19 protein-coding genes and 2 pseudogenes are annotated in these 22,610 nt (G+C 68.3%); 15 read left to right on the top strand and 6 right to left on the bottom strand.

Annotation, left to right across the window (positions count from 1 at the left end):
* The first annotated feature begins 62 nt into the window (after window positions 1-62).
* From JI739_RS23890 to JI739_RS23875, 4 genes are read left to right on the top strand one after another with little or no spacing between them, the layout of a single operon-like run.
* Window positions 63-563 carry a TRAP transporter small permease gene (locus tag JI739_RS23890; protein ID WP_201686536.1) on the top strand — a complete coding sequence of 167 codons (501 nt, stop codon included), beginning with the start codon at window positions 63-65 and terminating at the stop codon, window positions 561-563.
* On the top strand, window positions 560-1,882 hold the full coding sequence (locus JI739_RS23885) for a TRAP transporter large permease (protein WP_201686535.1): 1,323 nt from the start codon (window positions 560-562) through the stop codon (window positions 1,880-1,882). The genes JI739_RS23890 and JI739_RS23885 overlap by 4 nt, the downstream gene beginning before the upstream one ends.
* A 36-nt stretch (window positions 1,883-1,918) precedes the next feature.
* Window positions 1,919-2,905: a Bug family tripartite tricarboxylate transporter substrate binding protein gene (locus JI739_RS23880; protein ID WP_201686534.1), complete on the top strand. Its 987-nt coding sequence runs from the start codon at window positions 1,919-1,921 to the stop codon at window positions 2,903-2,905.
* A gap of 13 nt (window positions 2,906-2,918) precedes the next feature.
* Window positions 2,919-3,818, top strand: coding sequence for a DUF1932 domain-containing protein (locus JI739_RS23875; RefSeq protein ID WP_201686533.1), 900 nt, complete (start codon window positions 2,919-2,921; stop codon window positions 3,816-3,818).
* Window positions 3,819-3,836: 18 nt separating this feature from the next.
* Here JI739_RS23875 and JI739_RS23870 read toward each other — a convergent pair whose 3' ends face one another.
* Window positions 3,837-4,949, bottom strand: coding sequence for a substrate-binding domain-containing protein (locus tag JI739_RS23870; RefSeq protein WP_201686532.1), 1,113 nt, complete (start codon window positions 4,947-4,949; stop codon window positions 3,837-3,839).
* Between the two features lie 92 nt (window positions 4,950-5,041).
* Here JI739_RS23870 and JI739_RS23865 point away from each other — a divergent pair, with 92 nt between their 5' ends.
* Genes JI739_RS23865 through JI739_RS23855 form a run of 3 tightly spaced genes read left to right on the top strand, consistent with a single transcriptional unit; the run spans window position 5,042 to window position 7,268 of the window.
* A complete protein-coding gene (locus JI739_RS23865) occupies window positions 5,042-5,785 on the top strand; it encodes an ABC transporter permease (protein WP_201686531.1) in 744 nt (247 codons plus the stop codon).
* Window positions 5,782-6,483 (top strand): energy-coupling factor ABC transporter ATP-binding protein, encoded by a 702-nt coding sequence (locus tag JI739_RS23860; protein WP_201686530.1) that lies wholly within the window; start codon window positions 5,782-5,784, stop codon window positions 6,481-6,483. The genes JI739_RS23865 and JI739_RS23860 overlap by 4 nt, the downstream gene beginning before the upstream one ends.
* On the top strand, window positions 6,480-7,268 hold the full coding sequence (locus tag JI739_RS23855; RefSeq protein WP_201686529.1) for an ABC transporter substrate-binding protein: 789 nt from the start codon (window positions 6,480-6,482) through the stop codon (window positions 7,266-7,268). The genes JI739_RS23860 and JI739_RS23855 overlap by 4 nt, the downstream gene beginning before the upstream one ends.
* A 3-nt stretch (window positions 7,269-7,271) precedes the next feature.
* Here JI739_RS23855 and modC read toward each other — a convergent pair whose 3' ends face one another.
* Genes modC through JI739_RS23835 form a run of 4 tightly spaced genes read right to left on the bottom strand, consistent with a single transcriptional unit; the run spans window position 7,272 to window position 10,464 of the window.
* Entirely contained in the window at window positions 7,272-8,360 is a 1,089-nt protein-coding gene (modC, locus tag JI739_RS23850; protein WP_354003798.1) for a molybdenum ABC transporter ATP-binding protein, read from the bottom strand.
* Entirely contained in the window at window positions 8,357-9,040 is a 684-nt protein-coding gene (modB, locus tag JI739_RS23845; protein WP_201686528.1) for a molybdate ABC transporter permease subunit, read from the bottom strand. Before modB ends, modC begins: the two co-directional genes overlap by 4 nt.
* A gap of 8 nt (window positions 9,041-9,048) precedes the next feature.
* Window positions 9,049-9,801, bottom strand: coding sequence for a molybdate ABC transporter substrate-binding protein (modA, locus tag JI739_RS23840; protein ID WP_201686527.1), 753 nt, complete (start codon window positions 9,799-9,801; stop codon window positions 9,049-9,051).
* A 36-nt stretch (window positions 9,802-9,837) separates the two neighbouring features.
* On the bottom strand, window positions 9,838-10,464 hold the full coding sequence (locus tag JI739_RS23835; protein WP_201686526.1) for a TetR family transcriptional regulator: 627 nt from the start codon (window positions 10,462-10,464) through the stop codon (window positions 9,838-9,840).
* A gap of 69 nt (window positions 10,465-10,533) precedes the next feature.
* On the opposite strand from JI739_RS23835, the gene JI739_RS23830 reads away from it, so the two are divergent.
* From JI739_RS23830 to JI739_RS23805, 6 genes and pseudogenes are all read left to right on the top strand, one after another.
* Window positions 10,534-11,730 (top strand): efflux RND transporter periplasmic adaptor subunit, encoded by a 1,197-nt coding sequence (locus JI739_RS23830; protein ID WP_201686525.1) that lies wholly within the window; start codon window positions 10,534-10,536, stop codon window positions 11,728-11,730.
* Window positions 11,731-11,741: 11 nt separating this feature from the next.
* Entirely contained in the window at window positions 11,742-14,912 is a 3,171-nt protein-coding gene (locus JI739_RS23825) for an efflux RND transporter permease subunit (RefSeq protein WP_201686524.1), read from the top strand.
* Window positions 14,909-16,303 (top strand): efflux transporter outer membrane subunit, encoded by a 1,395-nt coding sequence (locus JI739_RS23820; protein WP_201686523.1) that lies wholly within the window; start codon window positions 14,909-14,911, stop codon window positions 16,301-16,303. The genes JI739_RS23825 and JI739_RS23820 overlap by 4 nt, the downstream gene beginning before the upstream one ends.
* Before the next feature lie 50 nt (window positions 16,304-16,353).
* Window positions 16,354-17,208 (top strand): CAP domain-containing protein, encoded by an 855-nt coding sequence (locus JI739_RS23815; protein WP_201686522.1) that lies wholly within the window; start codon window positions 16,354-16,356, stop codon window positions 17,206-17,208.
* Window positions 17,209-17,237: 29 nt separating this feature from the next.
* Window positions 17,238-19,262 (top strand): annotated as a pseudogene (locus JI739_RS23810) (hydantoinase/oxoprolinase family protein); the annotation flags it as partial.
* Between the two features lie 96 nt (window positions 19,263-19,358).
* Window positions 19,359-19,673: an H-NS histone family protein gene (locus JI739_RS23805; RefSeq protein ID WP_201686520.1), complete on the top strand. Its 315-nt coding sequence runs from the start codon at window positions 19,359-19,361 to the stop codon at window positions 19,671-19,673.
* On the opposite strand, the gene JI739_RS23800 is transcribed toward JI739_RS23805, so the two are convergent.
* The gene (locus JI739_RS23800) at window positions 19,670-20,212 is read right to left on the bottom strand and encodes a hypothetical protein (protein ID WP_354003797.1); all 543 of its coding nucleotides are present in this window, start codon (window positions 20,210-20,212) and stop codon (window positions 19,670-19,672) included. The genes JI739_RS23805 and JI739_RS23800 overlap by 4 nt on opposite strands.
* A 94-nt stretch (window positions 20,213-20,306) precedes the next feature.
* Between JI739_RS23800 and JI739_RS23795 the strand changes: the two genes are divergently transcribed.
* On the top strand, window positions 20,307-20,660 hold the full coding sequence (locus JI739_RS23795; protein WP_201686519.1) for a winged helix-turn-helix domain-containing protein: 354 nt from the start codon (window positions 20,307-20,309) through the stop codon (window positions 20,658-20,660).
* Between the two features lie 40 nt (window positions 20,661-20,700).
* Window positions 20,701-22,224, top strand: a pseudogene (locus tag JI739_RS23790) (hydantoinase B/oxoprolinase family protein); the annotation flags it as partial.
* Window positions 22,225-22,610: the final 386 nt, after the last annotated feature.

The raw sequence follows: 22,610 nt of genomic DNA, 5'->3' as shown, positions 1-22,610 counted from the left end.
GAACCAGGCCCGAAGCAGCGCCGGCCACGGGCCGGCGTTTTCATGTGCGCGAGGAGAAGACGATGTTGAAGGGATTGAGGGCGCTGACCATGTGGTTCGCGGTGGTCGGGGCGGCCGTGGCGCTGGCGGTGGCCGTCATGGTCACCTGGAGCGTGATCGGCCGCGCGATCTGGCTGGAGCCGGTCCAGGGCGATGTCGAGCTGACCCAGCTGGGGATCGCGTTGTCCATCTCGCTGTGCATCCCCTGGTGCCAGCTGAAGGGCGCCAACATCATCATCGACTTCTTCACCCAGAAGATGCGGACCTCGGCCATCCGCCGGCTCGATGGATTCGGCTGCCTGATGATGGCCGCCACCTATGCGCTGCTGGGCTGGCGCACCTCGGTGGGCGCCATCGGCGTGCGCGAGTCCATGGAGGCCACCATGATCCTGGACCTGCCCATGTGGTGGGCCTATGCGGCGCTGGCGCCAGGGCTGGCGCTGGCGTGCCTGGTGGCGCTGGTGCAGATGGTGCTGCACTTCACCCAGAGCCCGTTGGGTCCGCTGGAAGGAGCCAACGCATGAGCGCGACCGCCATCGGGTTGATCATGTTCGGCGCCATGCTGGGGCTGATGGTGATCCGCGTGCCCATCGCGGCCGCAATGTTCATTCCGGGGGCGCTGGGGTATTTCGCGCTCACGGGTGCCGACCCCCTGCTGAACCTGCTCAAGGGCAGCGCGGTGGCCCGGCTCACGGTGTACGAGCTGAGCGTCATCCCGCTGTTCCTGCTGATGGGACAGTTCGCCACGCAGGGCGGACTCAGCCGCGACTTGTTCCGCGCCGCCGCCGCCTTCATCGGGCACATCCGGGGCGGGCTTGCGATGGCAGCCATCCTGAGCGCCGCCGCGTTCGGCGCCGTGTGCGGATCATCGGTGGCCACCTCGGCCACCATCACGCAGGTGGCCTACCCGGAGATGAAGGCCCACGGCTACCACGGTCGGCTGTCCACCGCCACGTTGGCCACTGGCGGAACGCTGGGCATCCTGATACCGCCTTCGGTACCGCTGGTGATCTACGCCATCCTCACCGAGCAGAACATCGCCAAGCTTTTCGCTGCCGCCATGGTGCCCGGCATCCTGGCCACGCTGGGCTATCTGGCGGTGATCGCCATCTATTGCCGTGTCAGGCCCGACCTGGCGCGGCCCAGCGAGCCAACCGTCTGGGGCGAGCGATTCCGGGCGCTGGGTTCGATCTGGCCCATCGTGGCCATCTTCCTGGTGGTGTTCGGCGGCATTTATGCGGGCATCTTCTCGCCGACCGAAGGGGCGGCCATCGGCGCCTTGCTCACCTTCCTCATGGCGGTTCTGCGCGGCGAACTGGGTTTCCGGAAGTTCATCCATGCGCTGATCGCCACCGCCGAGACCACCGCCATGGTGTTCCTGATCTTCCTGGGCGCGGACATGATGAACACGTCCCTGGCGCTCACCGAAATGCCCGCACGCGTGGCCGACTGGGTGACGAGCTTGCCGGTGTCGCCGCTGCTGGTGGTGTCGGCCGTGCTGCTGCTCTACGTGGTGCTGGGCTGCGTGATGGACGAGCTGTCCATGCTGCTGCTGACGATCCCGGTGATCTTCCCGGCGGTCATGAGCCTGGACATCTGGGGCCTCGCACCGGACGCCAAGGCCATCTGGTTCGGCGTGCTGGTGCTCGTGACGGTGGGCATCGGGTTGATCATGCCGCCCGTGGGGTTGAACGTTTACGTGGTCAACAACCTGGCGCCCGACGTGCCGATGGTGGAGACCTACAAGGGCGTCTTCCCGTTCCTGGCCTGGGACCTGCTGCGCGTGCTGCTGCTGCTGTTCTTCCCCGGGATCACGCTCTACCTGATCCAGGTTTTCTTCTAAAGTGTCTGGCTCCCCCCCATCCAAGAAGGTCACGCAATGACTCAACGACGTCAATTCATCCTGCAGGCCGGCGCGATCGGCAGCGCCCTGTTGCTGCCGGCCCTGGGCCGCGCCCAGTCAAGCAACTTCCCCAACAAGACCGTGCGCATCGTGGTTCCGTTGGCACCCGGCGGTGCCGCCGACATCACGGCCCGCACGATCGCGCAGGCGATCTCGGGTCCGCTGGGGCAGTCGGTGATCGTCGAGAACCGTCCCGGAGCCGGCGGCGTGATCGCCGGCGAAGCGGTCGCCCGGGCCGACGATGGCCACACCCTGCTGCTGATCTCCAGCGGCACGGCCGTCAGCGAGGCCCTGTTCAACAAGCTGCCGTTCGACACCTTGAAGGACTTCGCTCCCGTGGCCCAGCTGGCCACGTTCAACCTGGGCCTGGTGGTGGCGCAGGACAGCCCCTTCAAGAACCTCAACGACCTGCTCGCCTACGCCCGTGCCAACCCCGGTCGCCTGAACATCGGAACGCCCCAGCTCGGCACCACCCAGCACCTGGCCGGTGAGCTGTTCAAGAGCACGGCCAACCTCGACGCCCAGATCGTGCCGTTCAACGGCACCCCCGCGCTGATCAACGCCCTGCGTGGCAAGCAGGTCGATGTGGGCGTGGACATCCTGGGTCCGCTGATGGGCCAGATCAAGGGCAACTCGCTGCGCACCCTCGCGGTCATGGGCGAGAAGCGCGAGCCGGGCCTGCCCGATGTGCCTACCGTGCGCGAAAGCGGCGGCCCGCTGGCCAGCTTCAACGCCACCTCCTGGAACGGCCTGGCCGTGCCCGCCAAGACGCCGCCCGCGCAGGTCGAACGCCTGAACAAGGCCATCAACGAGGCGCTGAACCAGCCCGAGGTTCGCCAGAAGCTGGCCGAGCTCACGCTGCAAGCACAGCCCAGCACGCCCAAGCAGCTCGGCGAGCTGCTGGCCAGCGACATCAAGAAGTGGGCGCAGGTGATCGAGCGCGCCAAGATCCCGAAGCAGTAAGCGGGAGGCCTCGATGGACATCCGTCGTATCGGCGTCGTCGGGTATGGCGAGGTCGGCAAGATCTTCAGCGCCGGATTGCTCGGCCAGGCGGGCGTGGATTCGGTGAGCGCCTGGGACACGAAGTTCGTGGCCGGCAGCGCATCGCGTGAAGCCGAACTCGCTCACGCGAGCTCGGTGGGCGTGCAGGCCCAGCCATCCATGCAGGCCCTGTGTGAATCGTGCGACCTGGTGATCTCCGCGGTCACCGCGTCCAACACCTTGGCCGTGGCCTGCGAGGCGGCCGGGTTCATGGGGCCCGCAGCGGTGTTCCTCGACCTGAACTCCGCATCGCCCGGGACCAAGCAGCAGGCCGCGGCCGCCATCGAGGCTCGCGGCGCGTCCTACGTCGAGGCGGGCGTGATGACCTCGGTGCCGCCCTACGGCATCCGCGTGCCCATGCTGCTGGGTGGCGCACGGGCGGCCGAGCTCGCGCCTCGGCTGGTCGGATGGGGCATGGACGCCAAGCCGGTATCCGACAAGCTCGGCGTGGCCAGCGCCATCAAGATGTGTCGCAGCGTGATGATCAAGGGGCTGGAGGCCTTGGTCATCGAGAGCTACAGCACGGCCCGCCGATACGGCGTCGAAGACCACGTGCTGCCCACGCTGGCGGAGACGTTTCCGTCGATCGACTGGCAGCAGCAGGGCGCCTATTTCTTCAGCCGGGTGGTGCAGCATGGCAAGCGCCGGGCCGAGGAAATGCGCGAGTCGGCCAACACCGTGCGCGAAGCCGGGTTCGAGCCGCTGATGACGGCGGCCATCGCCGACAAGCAGCAGTGGGTGGCGGACCAGGCGGCAGCGGGCGTGTTCGAAGGCGTGGACAAGAACGGCCGTTGGCAGGATTACGCCGACCGGCTGCTCGCCGCGCGCAAGTGAACCCGCCAAGCCGCCGGATCAGTCCGCGCGGTCGGGTCGCCTCGAACGGCCCGAGCCGAAGCGCCACCAGGGCAGTTCCGCGCTGAGGCTCAGCACGTCGCCGCTGCGGCGCGGCGTGTAGCCGGGTAGCCGTTCCAGGCGCTGCTGCCATGCCGGCGTCGACAGCACCTGCCGCAGCCTGCGCAGGGGCGGCGTCTCCAGCGTGGACTTCAGGCACACCAGGAAATAGTCCTCCTGCACCAGCGGTACGAAGCCCATGGCGGCGGCGCGCGCCGCGGCCTCGGTGGCCAGGCCCGCGTCGGCCTCGCCCGATGCCACGGCCTGCACCACGGCCGCATGCGAAGGTTCGGTGCGATCCCAGCCGGCCACGGCGCGCGGTTCGAGCCCCGCGTCCAGCAGCATCTGCTCGGCCAGCAGGCGCGTGCCTGTGCCCAGAGGCCGGTTCACGTAACGCAAGCCCTGCCGCGCCACCTGCGCCAGGCTTGCGATGCCCAGCGGGTTGCCCGGCGTCACCACCAGTCCCTGCCAGCGCCGAGCGAATCCGATGATCTTGTGCAGCCCCGGCTTGAGCAGCGGCTGGTATTGGCGCTGCGCCAGCGTGCCGGCGGCGGGCGATGGCGGGGTATGGAAGCCGGCCAGCGTGCAGCGGCCCTGGTTCAGCGCCGCGATGGCGTCGACACTGCCGACGAAGCGGATGTCCAGGTGCAGTCCCCCGGCGGCCGCGTGTTCGCGCAGGGCCGCGATGCCGTCGTCGTGGCTGGCGTGCAGGCTCAGCACCTGCGCCGATTCGTCGAAGACGACCGCGAAGGCACGTTCGAGATCGGCGTGCAGCGCCTCGATCTGCGGTGCCAGCCGGGCCTGGGCCTGGCGCTCGGCCCACAGCAGCTTCTCGCCGAAGGGCGTGAGGCGGGCCGGCTGGCCCTTGTCCCACACGATCAGGCCATGCTGCAGTTCGGATTCCCAGCGCCGCAACTCGCCCCATACGTGCCGGTACGACTGGCCCAGCACGCGCGCCGCGCCCGTGATCGAGCCCTGCTCGCGAACCGCCTGCAGCAGCTCGATCAGCGGGTTGTGGATGCCCCGCGCGCCGGGGGCGGCGGTCAGGGCGTACGACAGGTCGACCTTGTGCACGGGGCACGAGTATGCCGCGCAGGCTATGCACGACGCTTCATAACGGAAGACACGGATCCGGCGCCGCCTGCGCGCGGCCTACGATCGGCCGCATGAGTTCTTTTACCGAGAGCGTCGGCGCCGCGTGGACCCTGGTCACGCAGGCCGACCCGGCGCTGCTGGCGATCGTGGCGCGCTCGGTCGCGGTCAGCGGCACGGCCTGCGCGCTGGCGTGCGGCCTGGGCCTGCTGGCGGGGGCCTGGCTGGGCGTGGCGCGCTTTACCGGGCGCAGCGCGGTGCTGGCGGTGCTGAACACGCTGCTGGCGGTGCCATCGGTGGTGGTGGGCTTGGTGGTGTACCTCCTGCTTTCGCGCACCGGACCGCTGGGTTTCCTGGGCTGGCTGTTCAGCTTCAAGGCCATGGTGTTGGCGCAGACCCTGCTGGTGCTGCCGGTCGCGGCGGCGCTGACCCGGCAGCTGATCGAGGACCTGGAACGCAGCCAGGGCGAGCAACTCGCCTCGCTGGGCGCCGGCACGGGCATGCGTGCCCTGCTGCTGATGGCCCATGAACGGCTGGCGCTGGTGACGGTGGTGATCGCCTGCTTCGGGCGGGCGATTGCCGAAGTGGGCGCGGTGATGATCGTCGGCGGCAACATCGACGGCTTCACCCGGGTGATGACCACCGCCATCGCGCTGGAGACCAGCAAGGGCGACCTGCCGCTGGCGCTGGCACTGGGCATGGTGCTGCTGGGACTGGTGCTTTGCCTGCATGGATTCGGCGCGCTGCTGCGTCATTGGCAGGTCCATCGGTCGCGCGAACGGGCGCACGGACCGGTGGTGGCCCAGGTGGCGGCATGACGGCGCTGCTGTCGCTCGATCGCGTGCGGGTGGACCTCGGTGGCGTGACCGCGCTGCACGGCATCAACCTGGCCGTCGCCGCCGGGGAGCGGGTGGCGCTGGTCGGCGCCAACGGCAGCGGCAAGAGCACGTTGCTGCGCCTGCTGCACGGATTGGTTCGGCCGACGGCGGGGCGGCTGCAGGCGCGGGCGGGTCTGCGGCAGGCCATGGTCTTCCAGCGCCCCTTCATGTGGCGAGCCAGCGCGCGCCACAACGTGGCTCTCGGACTGTGGTTGCGAGGCACGCGGTGGGGCGAGGCGCGCGAGCGTTCCATGCAGGCCCTGGCGCGGGTGGGGCTGCAGGCGCTGGCCCAGCGATCCGCCCCCACCCTGTCCGGCGGACAGCAGCAGCGGCTGGCGTTGGCGCGGGCCTGGAGCCTGCAGCCCGAGCTGCTGTTCCTGGACGAGCCCACGGCCAGCCTGGACCCGCATGCCAAGCGTGAGGTCGAGCAACTCATGGCCGACTTCGCCGCATCGGGCATGACCCTGGTCTTCGCGTCCCACAACCTGGGGCAGGTCAAGCGCCTGGCCAGCCGCGTGATCTACCTCGAGCAGGGCCGCGTGCTGGCTGACCTGCCGGTGGAGGAGTTTTTCGATCGCACGCTGTTGCCGGCCACCTCGCGCGCGGCCGACCTGTTTGTCAGGGGAGAAGTCACATGAAGAAGCTGTTCCTCACCCTGGCGCTGTTGCTGGGCACGGCCGCGGGGGCGCAGCAGGCCATCGTGGTGGCGTCGACCACCTCCACCGAGCAGTCCGGCCTGTTCGGCCACCTGCTGCCGGCCTTCAAGCAGGCCACCGGCATCGAGGTGAAGGTGGTGGCGGTAGGCACGGGGCAGGCCATCGACACCGCCAGGCGCGGCGACGCCGACGCGCTGCTGGTGCACGACATGGCGGCCGAGGAGAAGTTCGTGGCGGACGGATTCGCCACCAAGCGCTATCCGGTCATGGCCAACGACTTCGTGCTGATCGGGCCCAAGTCCGACCCGGCGCGCGTGGCCGGCAAGGACATCGTGCAGGCGCTGCGCAAGGTCTCGGCCGCGAGTGCGCCCTTTGTGTCGCGCGGCGACAAGAGCGGCACCCATGCGGCCGAACTGCGCTTCTGGAAGGAAGCCGGCGCCGCCACCGGCGCGGGCTACCGCGAGTGCGGCTGCGGCATGGGGCCGGCACTGAACATCGCGTCCTCATCCGGCGCCTATGTGCTGGCCGACCGCGGCACCTGGCTCAGCTTCAAGAACCGGGGTGACCTCGCGGTGCTGGTCCAGGGTGACCCACGGCTGTTCAACCCATACGGCGCGCTGGTGGTCAGCCCGGCCAAGCACCCGCACGTGAAGGCCGCGGCGGCGCAGAGGTTCGTGGACTGGCTGGTGTCTCCGGCCGGTCAGAAAGCCATCGCCGACTACAAGATCGGCGGCGAGCAGCTGTTCTTCCCGAACGCGGGGTCTTGAGCCTCACTCGACCAGCGCGGCGGCTTTGACCTGGGCCCAGACTTGCTGTCCGGGCTGCAGGGCCAGGCCGTGCGCGGCGCGCGCGGTGATGCGCGCCAGCAGGCCCGAGCCGCCGGTGGCATCGGCGCATGCGAGCCGCACCAGCACCTGGGCCTTGGAGTCGGGCCGCAGTTCCACCACCTCGCAGGGCAGCAGGTTCTGCACGCTGGTGGCCTGGGGCTGCTCGGTCGCGATGCTCACGTCGCGTGCCAGCACCCGCACGCGCACGGCGCTGCGGGGCGGTTTGCCGTCATCGGGCAACCACAGGGACCCGCCCGCGAAGCCGATGCGCGCCAGCGACCAGCGCGAGTCGCGCTCGAGGACTTGACCCAGCAGCAGCACGCCGATGTCGTCCGCCGGCAGCAGGTGCGGCCCCTCTTGCAGCAGGACGTCGGTCACCGGGCCGCAGGCGCGCACGCGGCCGCCCTCCATCAGCACGAGGGTGTCGGCCAGGCGGACCATCTCGTCGGCCGCGTGCGTGACGTACAGCATGGGAATTCGGGCGTCGTCCCGCAGCCGCTCGAGCCAGGGCAGGATCTCCAGCCGGCGCGCGGTGTCGATGGCCGACAGGGGCTCGTCGAGCAACAGCAGGCGCGGCTGCGTGAGCAGGGCCCGCGCGATCGCGACGCGCTGGCGCTCGCCTCCCGAGAGGCCTTGCACGCGCCGGTCGAGCAGGTGTCCGATGCCCAGGAGTTCCTGCACCTCCGGCAGCCGGTGCGGGCCGCCGCCGCGTCGCTTGAGGCCGTACGCGAGATTGCCGCGAACGTCCAGGTGGGGAAACAGGCTGGCTTCCTGAAACACATAGCCCAGGGGGCGCTGCCAGGTGGGCAGGTGGTGGCCGCGGGCGCTGTCCTGCCAGCACTGTCCGCCGATCTCGATGTAGCCCTCGTCGGGGCGCTCCAGCCCGGCGACGCACCGCAACGCCGTGGTCTTGCCCGAGCCGGACGGGCCGAACAAGGCGGTGACGCCGGTGGCGGGCAGGCTCAGGTCGAGATCGAGCGAGAAACCGCCCGTGCGCTGCAGCCGCAAGCGGATGCGCGAGGGGGCGTTCACCGGATCACCCGCGGCGCCTGCCGGTTGAACAGCGCCAGCGCCAGCAGCACCAGGAACGAGAACACCACCATGGCGGCCGAGAGACCGTGCGCCTGCGTGTATTCGAGCGCCTCCACATGCCCGTAGATCTGGGTGGAGACGACGCGGGTCTGCTCGGGAATGTTGCCGCCGATCATCAGCACCACGCCGAACTCGCCCACGGTGTGGGCGAAGCTCAGGATGGCGGCGGTGACGAGCCCGTGGCGCGCCATGGGCAGGGCCACCGTGAAGAAGGCGTCCAGCGGACGGGCCCCCAGGGTGGCCGCGACTTCGAGCGCGCGCATGCCGGCGCTCTCGAAGGCATGCTGCAGCGGCTGCACCGCGAACGGCAGCGAATAGATGACCGACGCCACGACGAGGCCAGCGAACGTGAAGGGCAGCAGGCCCAGGCCGAGCGCCTCGGTGAGCCGACCGCCCCAGCCCTGCGGCCCCAGCACGACCAGCAGGTAAAAGCCCAGCACCGTCGGCGGCAGCACCAGCGGCAGGGCCACCACGGCGCCGACCACCGCCGGCCAGCGCCCGCGCGTGCGGGCCAGCCACCAGGCCAGCGGCGTCGCCAGCACCAGCAGCAGCACGGTGGTGACCGTGGCCAGCTTGATCGTGAGCCAGATGGCGTGCAGGTCGGCGGCGCTGAAGGGCATGGCTTTCGTCAGAGCTCGTAGCCGTGCGCGCGAATGATGGTGCGCGCCGCGTCGCTGCGCAGGAACCGCGCCAGCTCGCGCGCCGCGGGGTTGTCGCGGCCCGGCAGGAGCACGATGGCCTGCTGGCGCAGGGGCGGATGCAGCTGCGACGGCACCAGCCAGCTCGAGCCCTTGCCTGTGGCCGCGGCGCCCTCGGCCTTCAGCTGCGACAGCGCGACGAAGCCCAGCGCGGCATTGCCGGTGGCGACGAACTGGAAGGCCTGGCCGATGCTCTCGCCCTGCACCAGCCGGGGCCGCAGCCTCTCCAGCACGCCGAGCTTGTCCATCGCGGCGATGGCGGCGGCGCCGTAAGGGGCGAGCTTCGGGTCGGCGATGGCGAGCCGATCGAAGCTGCCTTGGCGCAGCACCTGTCCACCGTCGTCCACCACGCCGGGCCGGGCGCTCCAGAGCACGAGCCGGCCGATGGCATAGGTGAAGCGGGAGCCGGCCACCCCCAGGCCTTCGCGCTCCAGGCGAGCGGGCGTTTCCTCGTCGGCCGCCAGCAGCAGGTGGTAGGGAGCGCCGTTGCGGATCTGAGCGTAGAAGCGGCCGGTGGAGCCGACGGCCACGCGGGCCCGGTGCCCGGTCGACTTCTCGAAGGCTTCGGCGATCTGCTTCATGGGCGCGGCGAAATTGGCCGCGACCGCCACGGCCACGTCCGCCGCGAACGAAGTCGCCGAGGCGGTGACCAGCAGGGTCGCGAGGAAGAATCGGCGCGTCATGGCCGCGAAGTATCCCGCAGCGGCGGCTGCGCGCGGCTACGCGGAGGGTGAAACGCCAAGGCCCGCGAGATAGGCGTCCAGGGCGCGGCGGCCGCAGGCTTCGAGGTCGAAGGCGGCTGTGTCCAGCATCCAGTTCTGGATCAGGCCATCCATCAGGGCGTGCAGCCCGCGCGCGCTGGCGTCCGCGGCTTGCGGCGACAGGTCGGTCCCGCGGGCGCGGGCCGCCTCGGCGAGCAGCCGACGGATATCGCCCAGGCAGCTCTCGCGCACGGCCAGATGACGCTCGCGCACGGCGCCGAGGCTGCCGACGTACTCGACCTTCTGCGTCGCCACCTCGAACACGCGCCGGGTGCGGGGATCGTTGACCGCGCGGTGGAGCACGTGCATCAGCGCCTGGCGCAGCGCGTCCAGTGGGTCGAGGCCTTGCGCGGCCGCGTCGTGCAGCACGTTCTCCAGCGGCAGGCTGACCCGCTCCAGCATGGCCTTGAACAGGTCGGCCTTGTCCTGGAAATGCCAGTAGATGGCACCACGGCTCGCGCCCGCCTCGGCGGCGATGTCGGCCAGGGAGGTGGCCGATACGCCCTGGCGCTGGAACACGCGCTCGGCCGCATCGAGCAGGGCGTGACGGGTGGCCTGGGCCTCTTCCTTCGTGCGTCGTGGCATGGGCGGACTATACATTCACGCGTGTATGTATACTGCGCGGTTCCATCGATTTCGCGCAAAAGGCGATCCATGCCGGCCACGCAGCCCACCTTCCGATTCCTCGCACTGCTCCTCGTGACGACCTTGCTGGCCGCCTGCGGAAAGACCTCCCAACCCGCTCCGGCGGCCGCGCCTGCCGCGCCCCCGCCGCCCGAGGTGGGCGTGGTGACGGTGCAGCCGGGATCGGTCGGTCTGGTGACCGAACTGCCCGGCCGGCTCGAGGCGTCCCGCGTGGCGCAGGTGCGGGCACGCGCGGCCGGCATCGTGCTGGAGCGCTTGTTCCGGGAGGGGTCGGACGTGAAGGCGGGACAGCCGTTGTTCCGGATCGACGCGGCGCCGTACCGGGCCGCCGCCGCCAGCGCCGACGCGACGCTGGCCCGCGCCCAGGCCAACCTGGCCAACGCGACCGCCCTGGCCGAGCGGTACAAGCCGCTGGTCGAGGCGAACGCGATCAGCAAGCAGGAATACGCGAATGCGGTGGCCGCGCTGAAGTCGGCTGAAGCCGAGGTGGTGGCCGGTCGCGCCGCGGTGGAGACCGCCCGCATCAACCTGGGTTACGCCACGGTGACGGCGCCGATCTCCGGGCGCATCGGCCGGGCCCTGGTGACCGAGGGCGCGCTGGTGGGGCAGGGTGAACCGACGCCGCTGGCGGTGATCCAGCAGATCCAGCCGCTGTACGTGAACTTCACGCAGTCCGCCGGCGAAGTGCTGGCGCTGCGCCGCGCCTTCCAGGAAGGCAAGCTGGAACGGGCCCGCGAGGGCGGCGCCCGCGTGCAGGTGCTGCTCGAGGACGGCAGCGTGTACCCGCACGCGGGACGGCTGCTGTTTTCGGACTTGAGCGTGGACCCCGCCACGGGCCAGGTGACGCTGCGAGGCGAGGTGCCCAACCCGCAAGGCGCGCTGCTGCCCGGCCTGTATGTACGGGTGAGGGTGGTGCAGGGCGAGGCCCGCAATGCCGTGCTGCTGCCGCAGCAGGCGGTGACCCGCAGCGACAAGGGCGACTCGGTCATGGTGGCTGGACCGCAGGGCCAGGTGGAGGTACGCCAGGTGACGGTGGGTGAGTCGCAGGGCAACCAGTGGGTGATCCTGGACGGCCTGAAGGCCGGCGAGCAGGTGATCGTCGACGGGTTCCAGAAGATGCGTCCCGGCGCGCCGGTCAAACCGGTGCCCTGGAACGACGGCAAGCCCGCGCCCGCCGCGTCGCCCGCCCCCGCAACGCGTTCCTGAGGGGCACCGGCATGTCCCGCTTCTTCATCGACCGGCCGATCTTCGCCTGGGTGATCGCGCTGTTCCTGATCGTGGTCGGCACGGTGTCGATCACCCAGCTGCCGATCGCGCAGTACCCGCCAGTGGCGCCGCCCTCCATCGTGATCAACGCCACCTATCCGGGTGCGTCGGCGCAGACGCTGGAGCAAAGCGTGATCAGCGTCATCGAGCAGGAGATGAACGGCTCCCCGGGCCTGATCTACATGGAGTCGGTGGCGCAGGCCAACGGCTCGGGCCAGATCACGCTGAGCTTCGCGCCCGGCACCAACCCGGAGCTGGCGCAGGTGGACGTGCAGAACCGCCTGTCGCGCGCGAGCCCGCGGCTGCCGCAGGCGGTGACGCAACAGGGTGTGCGCGTGGACAAGGCGCAGTCGAACTTCCTGCTGTTCATCATCCTGTCCTCCGACAACCCCAACGTCACGCCCGTGGACATGGGCGACTACGCCTCGCGCAGCGTGGTGCCCGAGATCCAGCGGCTGCCCGGCGTGGGCCAGGCGCAGCTGTTCGGCACCGAACAGGCGATGCGCGTATGGATCGACCCGCAGAAGCTGGCTTCCTTCGGGCTCTCCGCGGCCGAGGTCAATGCCGCCATCCGGGCGCAGAACGCGCAGGTCTCGGCCGGCACCATCGGCGACCTGCCCAACGTGGCGGGGCAGGGAGTCGCGGCAACGGTGGTGGTCAATGGCCAGTTGCGCACGCCGGAGCAGTTCCGCGACATCGTGCTGCGGGCCAGCACCGACGGCTCCACCGTCCGGCTGGGCGATGTGGCGCGGGTCGAGCTCAATGCGCAGAACTTTTCCACCGCCGCCCGGCTGAACGGCCAGCCGTCCACCGGCATCGGGGTGCAGCTCACGTCGGCGGGCAACGCGCTGGACACCGCCGATGCGGTGCGCGAGCGCATGAGCCAGCTGGAGCCCTTCTTCCCGCCTGGCGTGAAGTGGGAGATTCCGTACGACAGCTCGCGCTTCGTGCGCATCTCCATCCAGCAGGTGGTGATGACGCTGTTCGAAGCCGTGGTGCTGGTCTTCCTGGTGATGTTCGTGTTCCTGCAGAACTGGCGCTACACCGTGATCCCGACGCTGGTGGTGCCGGTGGCGCTGCTGGGCACTTTCGCGACGCTGCTGGCGCTGGGGTTCTCCATCAACGTGCTGACGATGTTCGGGATGGTGCTGGTGATCGGCATCGTGGTGGACGACGCCATCGTGGTGGTGGAGAACGTCGAGCGCATCATGAGCGAGGAGGGCTTGCCGCCGCGCGAGGCGACGCGCAAGGCCATGGGCCAGATCCAGGGCGCGATCGTCGGCGTGACGGTGGTGCTGATCTCGGTGTTCGTGCCACTGGCGTTCTTCGCCGGATCCACCGGCAACATCTACCGCCAGTTCGCGACGGTGATGGTGTCGTCGATCGCCTTCTCGGCCTTCCTGGCGCTGTCGCTCACGCCGGCCTTGTGCGCCACCCTGCTCAAACCAGTGGAGGCCGGGCACCACCATGCCAAGCGTGGCTTCTTCGGCTGGTTCAACCGCGGCTTCAACCGCACGGCCCACGGCTATGAAGGCTGGGTCGCGCGGATGCTCGGGCGCGCGCCGCGCTGGCTGCTGCTGTATCTGGTGATCGCCGGCGTGGCCGCCTTCATGTACACCCGCCTGCCGACCTCTTTCCTGCCTTCGGAGGACCAGGGGAACATGCTGGTGAACGTGCAGCTGCCGCCGGGCGCCACGGTGGAGCGCACCCGCAACGTGATGGAGCAGGTGGAGTCATACGTGCTCAAGCAGCCCGAGGTGCAAAGCATCGTGAGCGTGCTGGGCTTCTCTTTCTCGGGCCAAGGCCAGAACGCCGGGCTTGCGTTCGTGACCCTCAAGCCCTGGGACGAGCGCGAGGATGCCTCGGAGTCGGCGCAGTCGGTGGCCGGGCGCGCCTTCATGGCGCTCTCCGGGATTCGTGACGCGTTCATCTTTCCGCTCAGTCCGCCGCCGATCCCCGAGCTGGGCGTGGCGTCCGGCTTCACGTTCCGGCTGCAGGACCGCGGCAGCGCCGGTCGTGAGGCGCTGATCGCGGCGCGCAACCAGCTGCTGGGGCTGGCGGCCAAGAGCCCGGTGCTCGCGCAGGTGCGGCCCGATGGCCTGGAAGACGCGCCTCAGCTGCAGCTTGAGATCGACCGCGACCGGGCGCAGGCGCTGGGGGTGTCCTTCGATGCGATCAACTCCATCCTGTCGACCGCCCTGGGATCCAGCTACGTCAACGACTTCCCCAATCGGGGCCGCTTGCAGCGCGTGCTGGTCCAGGCCGACGCCCCGGCGCGCATGCAGCCGGAGGACCTGCTGCGGCTGAATGCGATTAACAACCAGGGCAAGCCGGTTCCGCTGTCGGCTTTCGCGAGCACGCGCTGGGTCACGGGGGCGATGCAGACCGTCCGCTACAACGGGTATCCGGCCATGCGCATCTCGGGCGCGCCCGCTGCGGGCTACAGCACCGGGGCGGCGATGCAGGAGATGGAGCGGCTGGCGCAGCAGCTGCCGCCGGGCTTCGGCTACGAGTGGACGGGCCAGTCGCGCGAGGAAAAGCTCGCCGGGGCGCAGGCCATGATCCTGTATGGCTTCGCGATCCTGGCGGTGTTCCTGTGCCTGGCGGCGCTGTATGAGAGTTGGTCGATTCCCCTGGCCGTGATCCTCGTGGTGCCGCTGGGAGTGCTGGGCGTGCTGGTCGCGACCTGGTTGCGGGGTTATGCCAACGACGTGTACTTCCAGGTGGGGCTGATCACGATCATCGGCTTGTCGGCCAAGAACGCGATCCTGATCATCGAGTTCGCCAAGGACTTGCAGGCGCAGGGCCGCAGCCTGGTCGAGTCGGCCCTGGCCGCCGCGCACCTGCGGTTCCGGCCGATCGTGATGACGTCGCTGGCCTTCGGTTTCGGCGTGCTGCCGCTGGCTCTGGCAAGCGGCGCGGGCTCGGCCAGCCAACGCGCCATCGGCACGGCCGTGGTGGGCGGGATGTTGACCGGCACGGCACTGGCGGTGTTCTTCGTGCCCGTCTTCTTCGTGGTGGTGCGCGGCATCTTCAAGGGCAGCGAGCGGCAGCGGCGCTTGCACGCCCACGAAATGGATCGCGAGCTGCCCACCGGCGCAAGCATGGGAGATCAGGTATGAGCGGATTCCAGCGACGAATCCTGGGCGCCGCGCTGGCGCTGGCCTCGCTGGCCGGCTGCGGGTCGATGATTCCGGCTTATGAGCGGCCCGCGCCGCCGGTGCCCGAGCGGTTTCCCTACGACGGCGCGACCACCGCCGCTGCCACGGCGCCTGCGGACCTGGAGTGGGAAACCTTCTTCACCGAGCCGCAGCTGCGTGAGCTGATCACGATTGCCCTGGATCACAACCGCGACCTGCGGGCGGCCGCGTTGGCGATCGAGCAGGCACGCGCGCAGTTCGCCATCCGGGACGCCGAGCGGTTGCCGGCGGTGGGCGCGGGTGCAAATGTCAACCGCGGCCGCAATGGCCCGGGTGATCCGGTCACCACATACAGCGCAGGCCTGCTGGTGTCGGCCTGGGAGATCGATTTCTTCGGCCGCCTGGCCAGTTTGTCGGAAGCGGCACGGGCGCAGGTCCTGGCGACGCAGGAGGCGCGTCGCGCCACCCAGGTGGCACTGGTCGGATCGGTGGCCGCAGCCTGGCTGAACCTGGCGGCGGACGAGGAAGGCGTGGAGCTGGCGAGGCAGACCCTGGCCACGCGCGAGGAATCGCAGCGGCTGGTGCAACTGCGCTTCGACAACGGCGCCTCGTCCGAACTGGACCTGCGCCAGGCGCAGTCGCTCACGGAGAGCGCCCGGGTGGCGCTGGCGCAAGCGCAGCGGCAGCAGGCGCTCGACCGCAACGCGCTGAACCTCCTTCTGGGGCAGGCGCGGCCACCGCAGTTCCGGGTGGCGGTGCCGCTGTCCAAGGTGTCGCTGCCGGAACTGCCGGTGGGATTGCCGTCGCAGGTGCTGGTGCAGCGTCCGGACATTCGCCGCGCCGAGATGGAGCTGCTGGCGTCCAACGCCCAGATCGGCGCCGCCCGCGCCGCCTTCTTCCCGCGGATTTCGCTGACCGCGGGCGTCGGCTCGGCCAGCACCGAACTGACCAGTCTGTTCAAGGGGGGCACCTGGGCTTTCACCGCGGCGCCGCAGCTGTTGCAGCCGGTGTTCGACGCCGGCCGCAACCAGGCCAACCTGCGGGCCAGCCAGGTGTCGCGCGAGATCGCCGTGGCGCAGTACGAGCGGGCCATTCAGGCAGGCTTCCGCGAAGTCGCGGACGCGTTGGCCAGCCGCGCGTTGCTGGCCGAACAGTTGCGGGCGCAGCGCCAGGTCGCCGAGGCCGAGTCGGTGCGGCTTCGGTTGTCCCGGATGCGCTACGACGCAGGCGTGTCCAGCAACCTCGAGCTGCTGGATGCCCAGCGCTCCGCGTTCGCGGCCCAGCAGGCCGAGATCCAGACGCGGCTGCAGATCCTGCTGAACCAGGTGGCCCTCTTCAGGTCGCTGGGGGGCGGCTGGGGCGACGCCCTTTGATGCGCGGCTCTGCCGGAGGCACTTTTCAGCCCCAGCGGCGTCGCAGAGTTATGCGCCGCCTCATTCCGGTCCTTGGGTTGCTCACCATCGCCGTGCTGGCCGCGGGGCCGGCGGCGGCCCAGTCCCAGGGGTCGCAGGGCCTGACCCAAGGCTTGTCCGATGTGCGCGCGAGCGGGTGCGGGGGGAGGGCGGGTGTGCCGCAGCCCCTGAGGGAGGTGCCGGCCTTGTCCGATGTGGCGCGTCGACTGGCCCAGGGCCGCTCGGCAGAAGAGGCCATGCGAGAGGCCGGTTACCGCGCCAACCGTTGGGTGCAGATGAGCCTCGGCGGCTATGGCAGCGTGCCGGCCCTCGTGGATGCGGTGAGCAGCCGCTATTGCGATTCGCTGCTCGATCCGGGGCTCGAGGAGGTGGGTATTCATCGACAGGGCCAACGCACCTGGATCGTGCTGGCGAATCCTTTCAGCCCGCCCGAGGCCGCCCGATCGGACGAGGTCTCGCGCGAGGTCCTGGCGCTGGTGAACCAGGCACGCTCGCAACCGCGGCGCTGCGGCAGCGAGTCCTTCCCGGCGGCCGGGTCGCTGCAGTGGAGTCCGGCGCTTCACCGGGCGGCCGAGGTCCACGCCCGCGACATGGCTCGGCACGGCTTCCTGGGGCACACCGGCAGCGACGGCAGCAAGGTCGGGCAGCGCGCCACGCGGGCCGGCTTCGACTGGCGAGACGTGGGGGAGAACGTGGCAGCCGGGCAGCAGACGGCGCGCGCGGTCGTACAGGGCTGGTTGAACAGTCCGGAGCACTGCGCCAACCTGATGCACGGGCCGTTCACGCACATGGGCGTGGCTTTCGCTGTCGACGAGGCCAGCCGCGGCGGCATCTACTGGGCCCAGGTGTTCGGCCGGCCGCGCTAGCTGGCCGGCGGGGCGACACAATGCCTCCCATGACGGCTTCAGCTCCCGCTCCCCGCTGGCAATTCTGGATCGACCGTGGTGGGACCTTCACCGACGTGGTGGCCCGCCGCCCCGACGGATCGCTGGTGACCCACAAGCTGCTGTCGGACAACCCGGAGCAGTATGCGGACGCCGCCGTCGCGGGTATCCGCCACTTGCTCCAGTTGCGCGACGACGAGGCGATCACGCCCGAGCAGGTGGAGTGCGTGAAGATGGGCACCACGGTCGCCACCAACGCCCTGCTCGAGCGCAAGGGCGAACCGACGCTGCTGGTGACCACGCGCGGCTTCCGCGATGCATTGAGGATCGCCTACCAGAACCGTCCACGCCTGTTCGATCGGCACATCGTCCTGCCGGAGATGCTGTATGCCGCGGTGATCGAGGCGAACGAGCGAATGGGTGCCCATGGGGACCTGGTGCAGGCCCTGGACGAAGCCCACCTGGCTGCCGAGCTGAAGGCGGCTCGTGCCGAAGGCCTGGCGAGCGTGGCAATCGTTTTCATGCACGGCTGGCGCTACACGGCGCACGAGCAGTCAGCCGCGCGGCTGGCGCGCGAAGCCGGGTTCAGCCAGGTCAGCACGTCGCACGAGACCAGTCCGATGATGAAGCTCGTCAGTCGTGGAGACACCACCGTGGTGGACGCCTATCTCTCGCCGATCCTGCGACGCTACGTGGACCAGGTGGCGCGGGAGATGCCGGGAGTGCGCCTGTTCTTCATGCAATCTTCCGGCGGCTTGACCGACGCGCAGGCCTTCCAGGGCAAGGACGCCATCCTGTCGGGGCCGGCCGGCGGCATCGTCGGCATGGCCCGCACGGCCGCGATGGCCGGACACGCCAAGGTCATCGGCTTCGACATGGGTGGCACCTCGACCGATGTTTCGCACTACGCCGGAGAGTTCGAGCGGCAGTTCGAGACTCAGGTGGCGGGGGTGCGCATGCGCGCGCCGATGATGAGCATCCACACGGTGGCGGCGGGCGGCGGGTCCATCCTTGTCTACGACGGAGCGCGCCTGCGGGTGGGGCCGCAGAGTGCTGGTGCGATCCCGGGGCCGGCGAGTTATCGCCGCGGGGGTCCGCTGACGGTGACCGATGCCAATTTGCTGCTGGGTAAGATCCAGCCGGCTTACTTTCCCCGGGTATTCGGACCCAAGGGCGATCAACCCCTTGACGACGAGGTGGTGCGCCGCGGGTTCGGGTCACTGGCCCAGCAGGTCGGGCGAGCACCCGAGGAACTGGCGGAAGGTTTCATCCATATCGCGGTGCAGCAGATGGCCAATGCGATCAAGAAGATCAGCGTGGCCAGGGGCTATGACGTGACCCGTTACACGCTGCAGTGTTTCGGAGGCGCCGGCGGACAGCATGCGTGCCGGGTGGCAGAAGCCTTGGGCATGCCCCGCGTGTTCGTTCATCCCATGGCGGGCGTGCTGTCGGCCTACGGCATGGGCCTGGCCGAGCAGACGCTGATGCGGCAACGCGCTATCGAGCAGGCGCTTTCTCAGGAAGGGCTCGAGGCAGCGAGGGGCGTGATCGATCAACTGACAGAGGACGGCCGGGCAGAGTTGCGCCGCCAGGGCGTGTCCGATCTCGACCTGGAAGTCCGGCCCCGGGTGCATGTGCGATACCAAGGGAGCGACACGGCCTTGATCGTCCCTTTCGGCTTCGAGGCGGAAATCGTTCAAACATTCGAGGCGGCATACCTGCGGCGATTCACCTTCCTGATGCGGGACAAGTCGATCGTCATCGAAGCGGTGTCCGTGGAACTGATCGTGCCTGGCGATGCGCCAAGTGAGACGGTGCAAGCAGGGCGCGCGCCGGGGACAGCCTTTGTGCGAGAGCATGTGCGCCTGTACTCGGGTGGCGGGTGGCACAGCGCAGCCCTGCTCGTGCGCTCTGACCTCGTTGCAGGCGCCGCGGTTCACGGCCCCGCAGTCATTTCAGAAACGAATGCAACGACAGTGGTCGAGCCGGGCTGGACGGCTTCGGTGAACGCCGCTGGCCATTTGCTGCTGGAAAGGCGCTGACCGCTGCGAGCAATATCGCTTTTCCGGAATTGCTGGCGTGGCGCAATCAGTTCGGCTAGATTAGCTGTTTTGCGAACTGATGGAGATTGCATGGCGACTTATCTCGAGCTCAAAGCCCAAGCCGAAAAATTGATGGCGGAAGCAGAGCAGCTTCGGCAAATGGAAATCGAGCAGGCGATTGCCGACATCAAGTCGAAAATGGAGTTGTACGGCATCTCGCCGCGCGATCTCGGTTTCCACGCGGCACCGGCGGTGCGGCGCACCGGCACCCGCGGCGGACAGCCCAAAGCCATCCGTTACCGCGGGCCCAACGGCGAGACCTGGGCGGGGGGACGTGGGCGCAAGCCTGAATGGGTGGTCCGCGTCCTGAAAGAGGGTAAGTCGCTCGACCAGTTCGCCGTCTAGCCGCGGACGCTTTGCAGCGATAGCGCCAGCCCGAGCTTGCAGGCGTAGAGCACGAGCAGGGTGCCGCCGAGGTCCCCGATGAACATGGCGGTCAAACCCTGCAGCAAGTCCGGCTGGCCGCGGATCGCGAAATAGATGTGGTGGATCGACGAATTGGCAAATGCATAGCCAACGCTCAGCCACAGCAGTTGTTTTGCCCCCAGGTTCGCCAGGGAGGCGGCCAAGCCCCAGAAGCGTTGCGCAATGAGATAGGCAAGGTAAGGGGATAGTCCGCCGATGATTCCGCCGACGAATGCGCGCTCGGGATCGTGCGGAAAAAAATAGAAGAAGCTCACCACCCACGAAATGATGAGCAGTCCGAATGCACCGGCATGGGCGAATAGGAGGGTGCACAGCAGCCGTATGCCAGCGGGGAGGTAGATCCAGTTGATCCCCGGCACGTGCTCCAGCTTCTGGAACAGCCAGCTGTTGATCACCACGGCGGTCAAGAACAACACCATGGTGAGCAGCGCGAAAACCAGCTCGAGGCGCCAATTCACCGTTCTCATCTTCTTCCTGCTAGGATCAACTAGCTTGTCAGCAAGCCTGCGTTCTAGCACACACCGCAGGCCATTCGTGAAAGAGGATTCGGCTTTGAAGAAGTCCCGTTCGAGCGCTGAGGTTTATCTGCGCTTTCTCCAACTGTCGGAAGCTATCCGCGGGCTGCCTTCGCTGCCGCCATTGGATCCGCTGGAGGAGCGCATCTTGGGGTTCGTCGCGTCCGCACGGCAGCAGCAGTCCCGACTGTCCGTGCGTGACATGATGGCCAAGGCGGAGCTTGGTGCCCCAGCCACCATCCATGGGCGACTGAAGTCGATGCGAGAAAAAGGATGGATCATCTTGGCCGACACCGAAGATGCCCGCCGCAAGCAGATCGAGCTGACGCGGGGCGCCTTGCAGCACATGGCGCGCCTGTCCCGTTGCATGGAACAGGCGGCCCGCGCCTGAAGGGCTGGCCGAATCCATGGCCGCCCCTGCCGCCGGTCCTGATCCGATCCTGCTGGAGGTTTTCAACAACCTCTTCATGAACATTGCGGAGCAGATGGGCCTGCAACTGCAGAACACAGCCCATTCCGTCAATATCAAGGAGCGGCTCGATTTCTCCTGCGCGTTGTTCGACGCGCAGGGGCAACTGATTGCCAATGCGCCGCACATGCCGGTGCATCTGGGCTCCATGGGCGAAAGCGTCCGGACTGTGATCCGTGACAACGCGTCGACCATGCGCATGGGCGACGTCTTTGTGCTTAACGATCCGTATCGCGGAGGCACCCATTTGCCGGACGTGACGGTGATCACGCCCGTGTACCTTGACCAGGCAGAGCCAGTGTTCTACGTGGGCAGTCGCGGTCACCATGCCGATATCGGAGGCACTACGCCTGGTTCCATGCCCCCGTTTTCACGCCGGATCGAAGAAGAGGGCGTGCGAATCTCCAACCTGAAGTTGGTGGACCAGGGGGAGTTCAAGGTCGACGAACTGCTCGGGCTGCTTTCGAGCGGCCCGTGGCCAAGCCGGAATCCGCAGCAGAACCTGGCGGACCTGAAGGCGCAGGTTGCAGCCAACGAGACTGGCGCGATCGAGCTGCGCAAAATGGTCGCCGAGTTCGGACTGGGCACCGTGCAGGCATACATGCAGCACGTCCAGGACAACGCGGAGGAGTCGGTTCGTCGTGTGATCACCAATCTTCAGGACGGCGCGTTCACGCTGCCCCTGGATAACGGTGCGCAGATCTGTGTGGCCGTGCGCGTCGATGTGGCGCTGCGTCAGGCGACCATCGACTTTGCCGGTACCTCGCCGCAGCAGGGAAACAACTTCAACGCGCCTGTTGCCATCTGCATGGCAGCCGTCTTGTATGTTTTCAGGACGCTGGTAGACGACGACATTCCTCTGAATGCAGGTTGCCTAAAGCCGCTGCAGGTTCTCGTCCCTCCCGGGTGCATGCTGAACCCTAGCCCGCCCGCAGCGGTGGTGGCTGGAAACGTTGAAACATCCATGTGCGTCACGAATGCACTCTACGGCGCGCTGGGGGTGCTCGCGTCCAGTCAGTGCACGATGAACAACTTCACCTTTGGGAATGCCCGCTATCAGTACTATGAAACCGTTGCCGGCGGAAGCGGTGCGGGCCCCGATTTCGACGGCACTTCAGTGGTCCAGACACACATGACGAACTCACGTCTGACCGACCCTGAGGTGCTCGAACACCGGTTCCCGGTCCGGTTGGAAAGCTACTCGATCCGCACCGGCTCTGGCGGAGCTGGGCGGCGAGTGGGTGGGGATGGCGGCGTTCGCCGTATCCGGTTCCTAGAGCCGATGACAGCCAGCATTCTCAGCAATGGCCGGCATCTTGGGGCCTTTGGAATGGCAGGTGGATCCCCGGGACAGGTGGGGCTCAACAGGGTTCTCCGGTCTGACGGGAGTCAACTCACTCTGGACCACCTCGCAGAGGTGGACATGCGGGCAGGCGATGTGTTCGAGATCCACACGCCCGGTGGGGGCGGCTGGGGGAGGTTGTAACCAACGGCGTCAGCGGGGGGCGTAGCATAGGGGCATGCCATAATCCGGGCCCGCTGACGGATGGGCACTCCTCAGTCGCCGGTGGTTCCCATTCAAAATCTCAAGCGTGCTCAGACACTGCTGAGATTTCGATGTAGAATTGAGGGCTCTGCTGAATTGCACCCCTCAATTGGGCGGTGGCAAGGACGCAAAACCCTCGAGGTTGTCAGGATTTAAAAAAGAATGGCATAATCGCAGGCTCTGCTGAAAACGGCGGACAAGCCAAACGGTGAGTCGGTCGAAGCAGCAAAGGAAAAAAAGTTTGACCGGTCTTCAAAACTCGGTGTAGAATTCAAGGCTTCGCTGATCGCAGCAAGCAAAGCAAAATGGCTAAAGTCAGTTTGCTG

Source organism: Ramlibacter aurantiacus, assembly GCF_016722895.1.
Classification (GTDB): Bacteria; Pseudomonadota; Gammaproteobacteria; order Burkholderiales; family Burkholderiaceae_C; genus Ramlibacter; species Ramlibacter aurantiacus.
The sequence above is the reverse complement of the archived record's forward strand: the minus strand, read 5'-3'. Positions and strand labels throughout refer to the sequence as shown.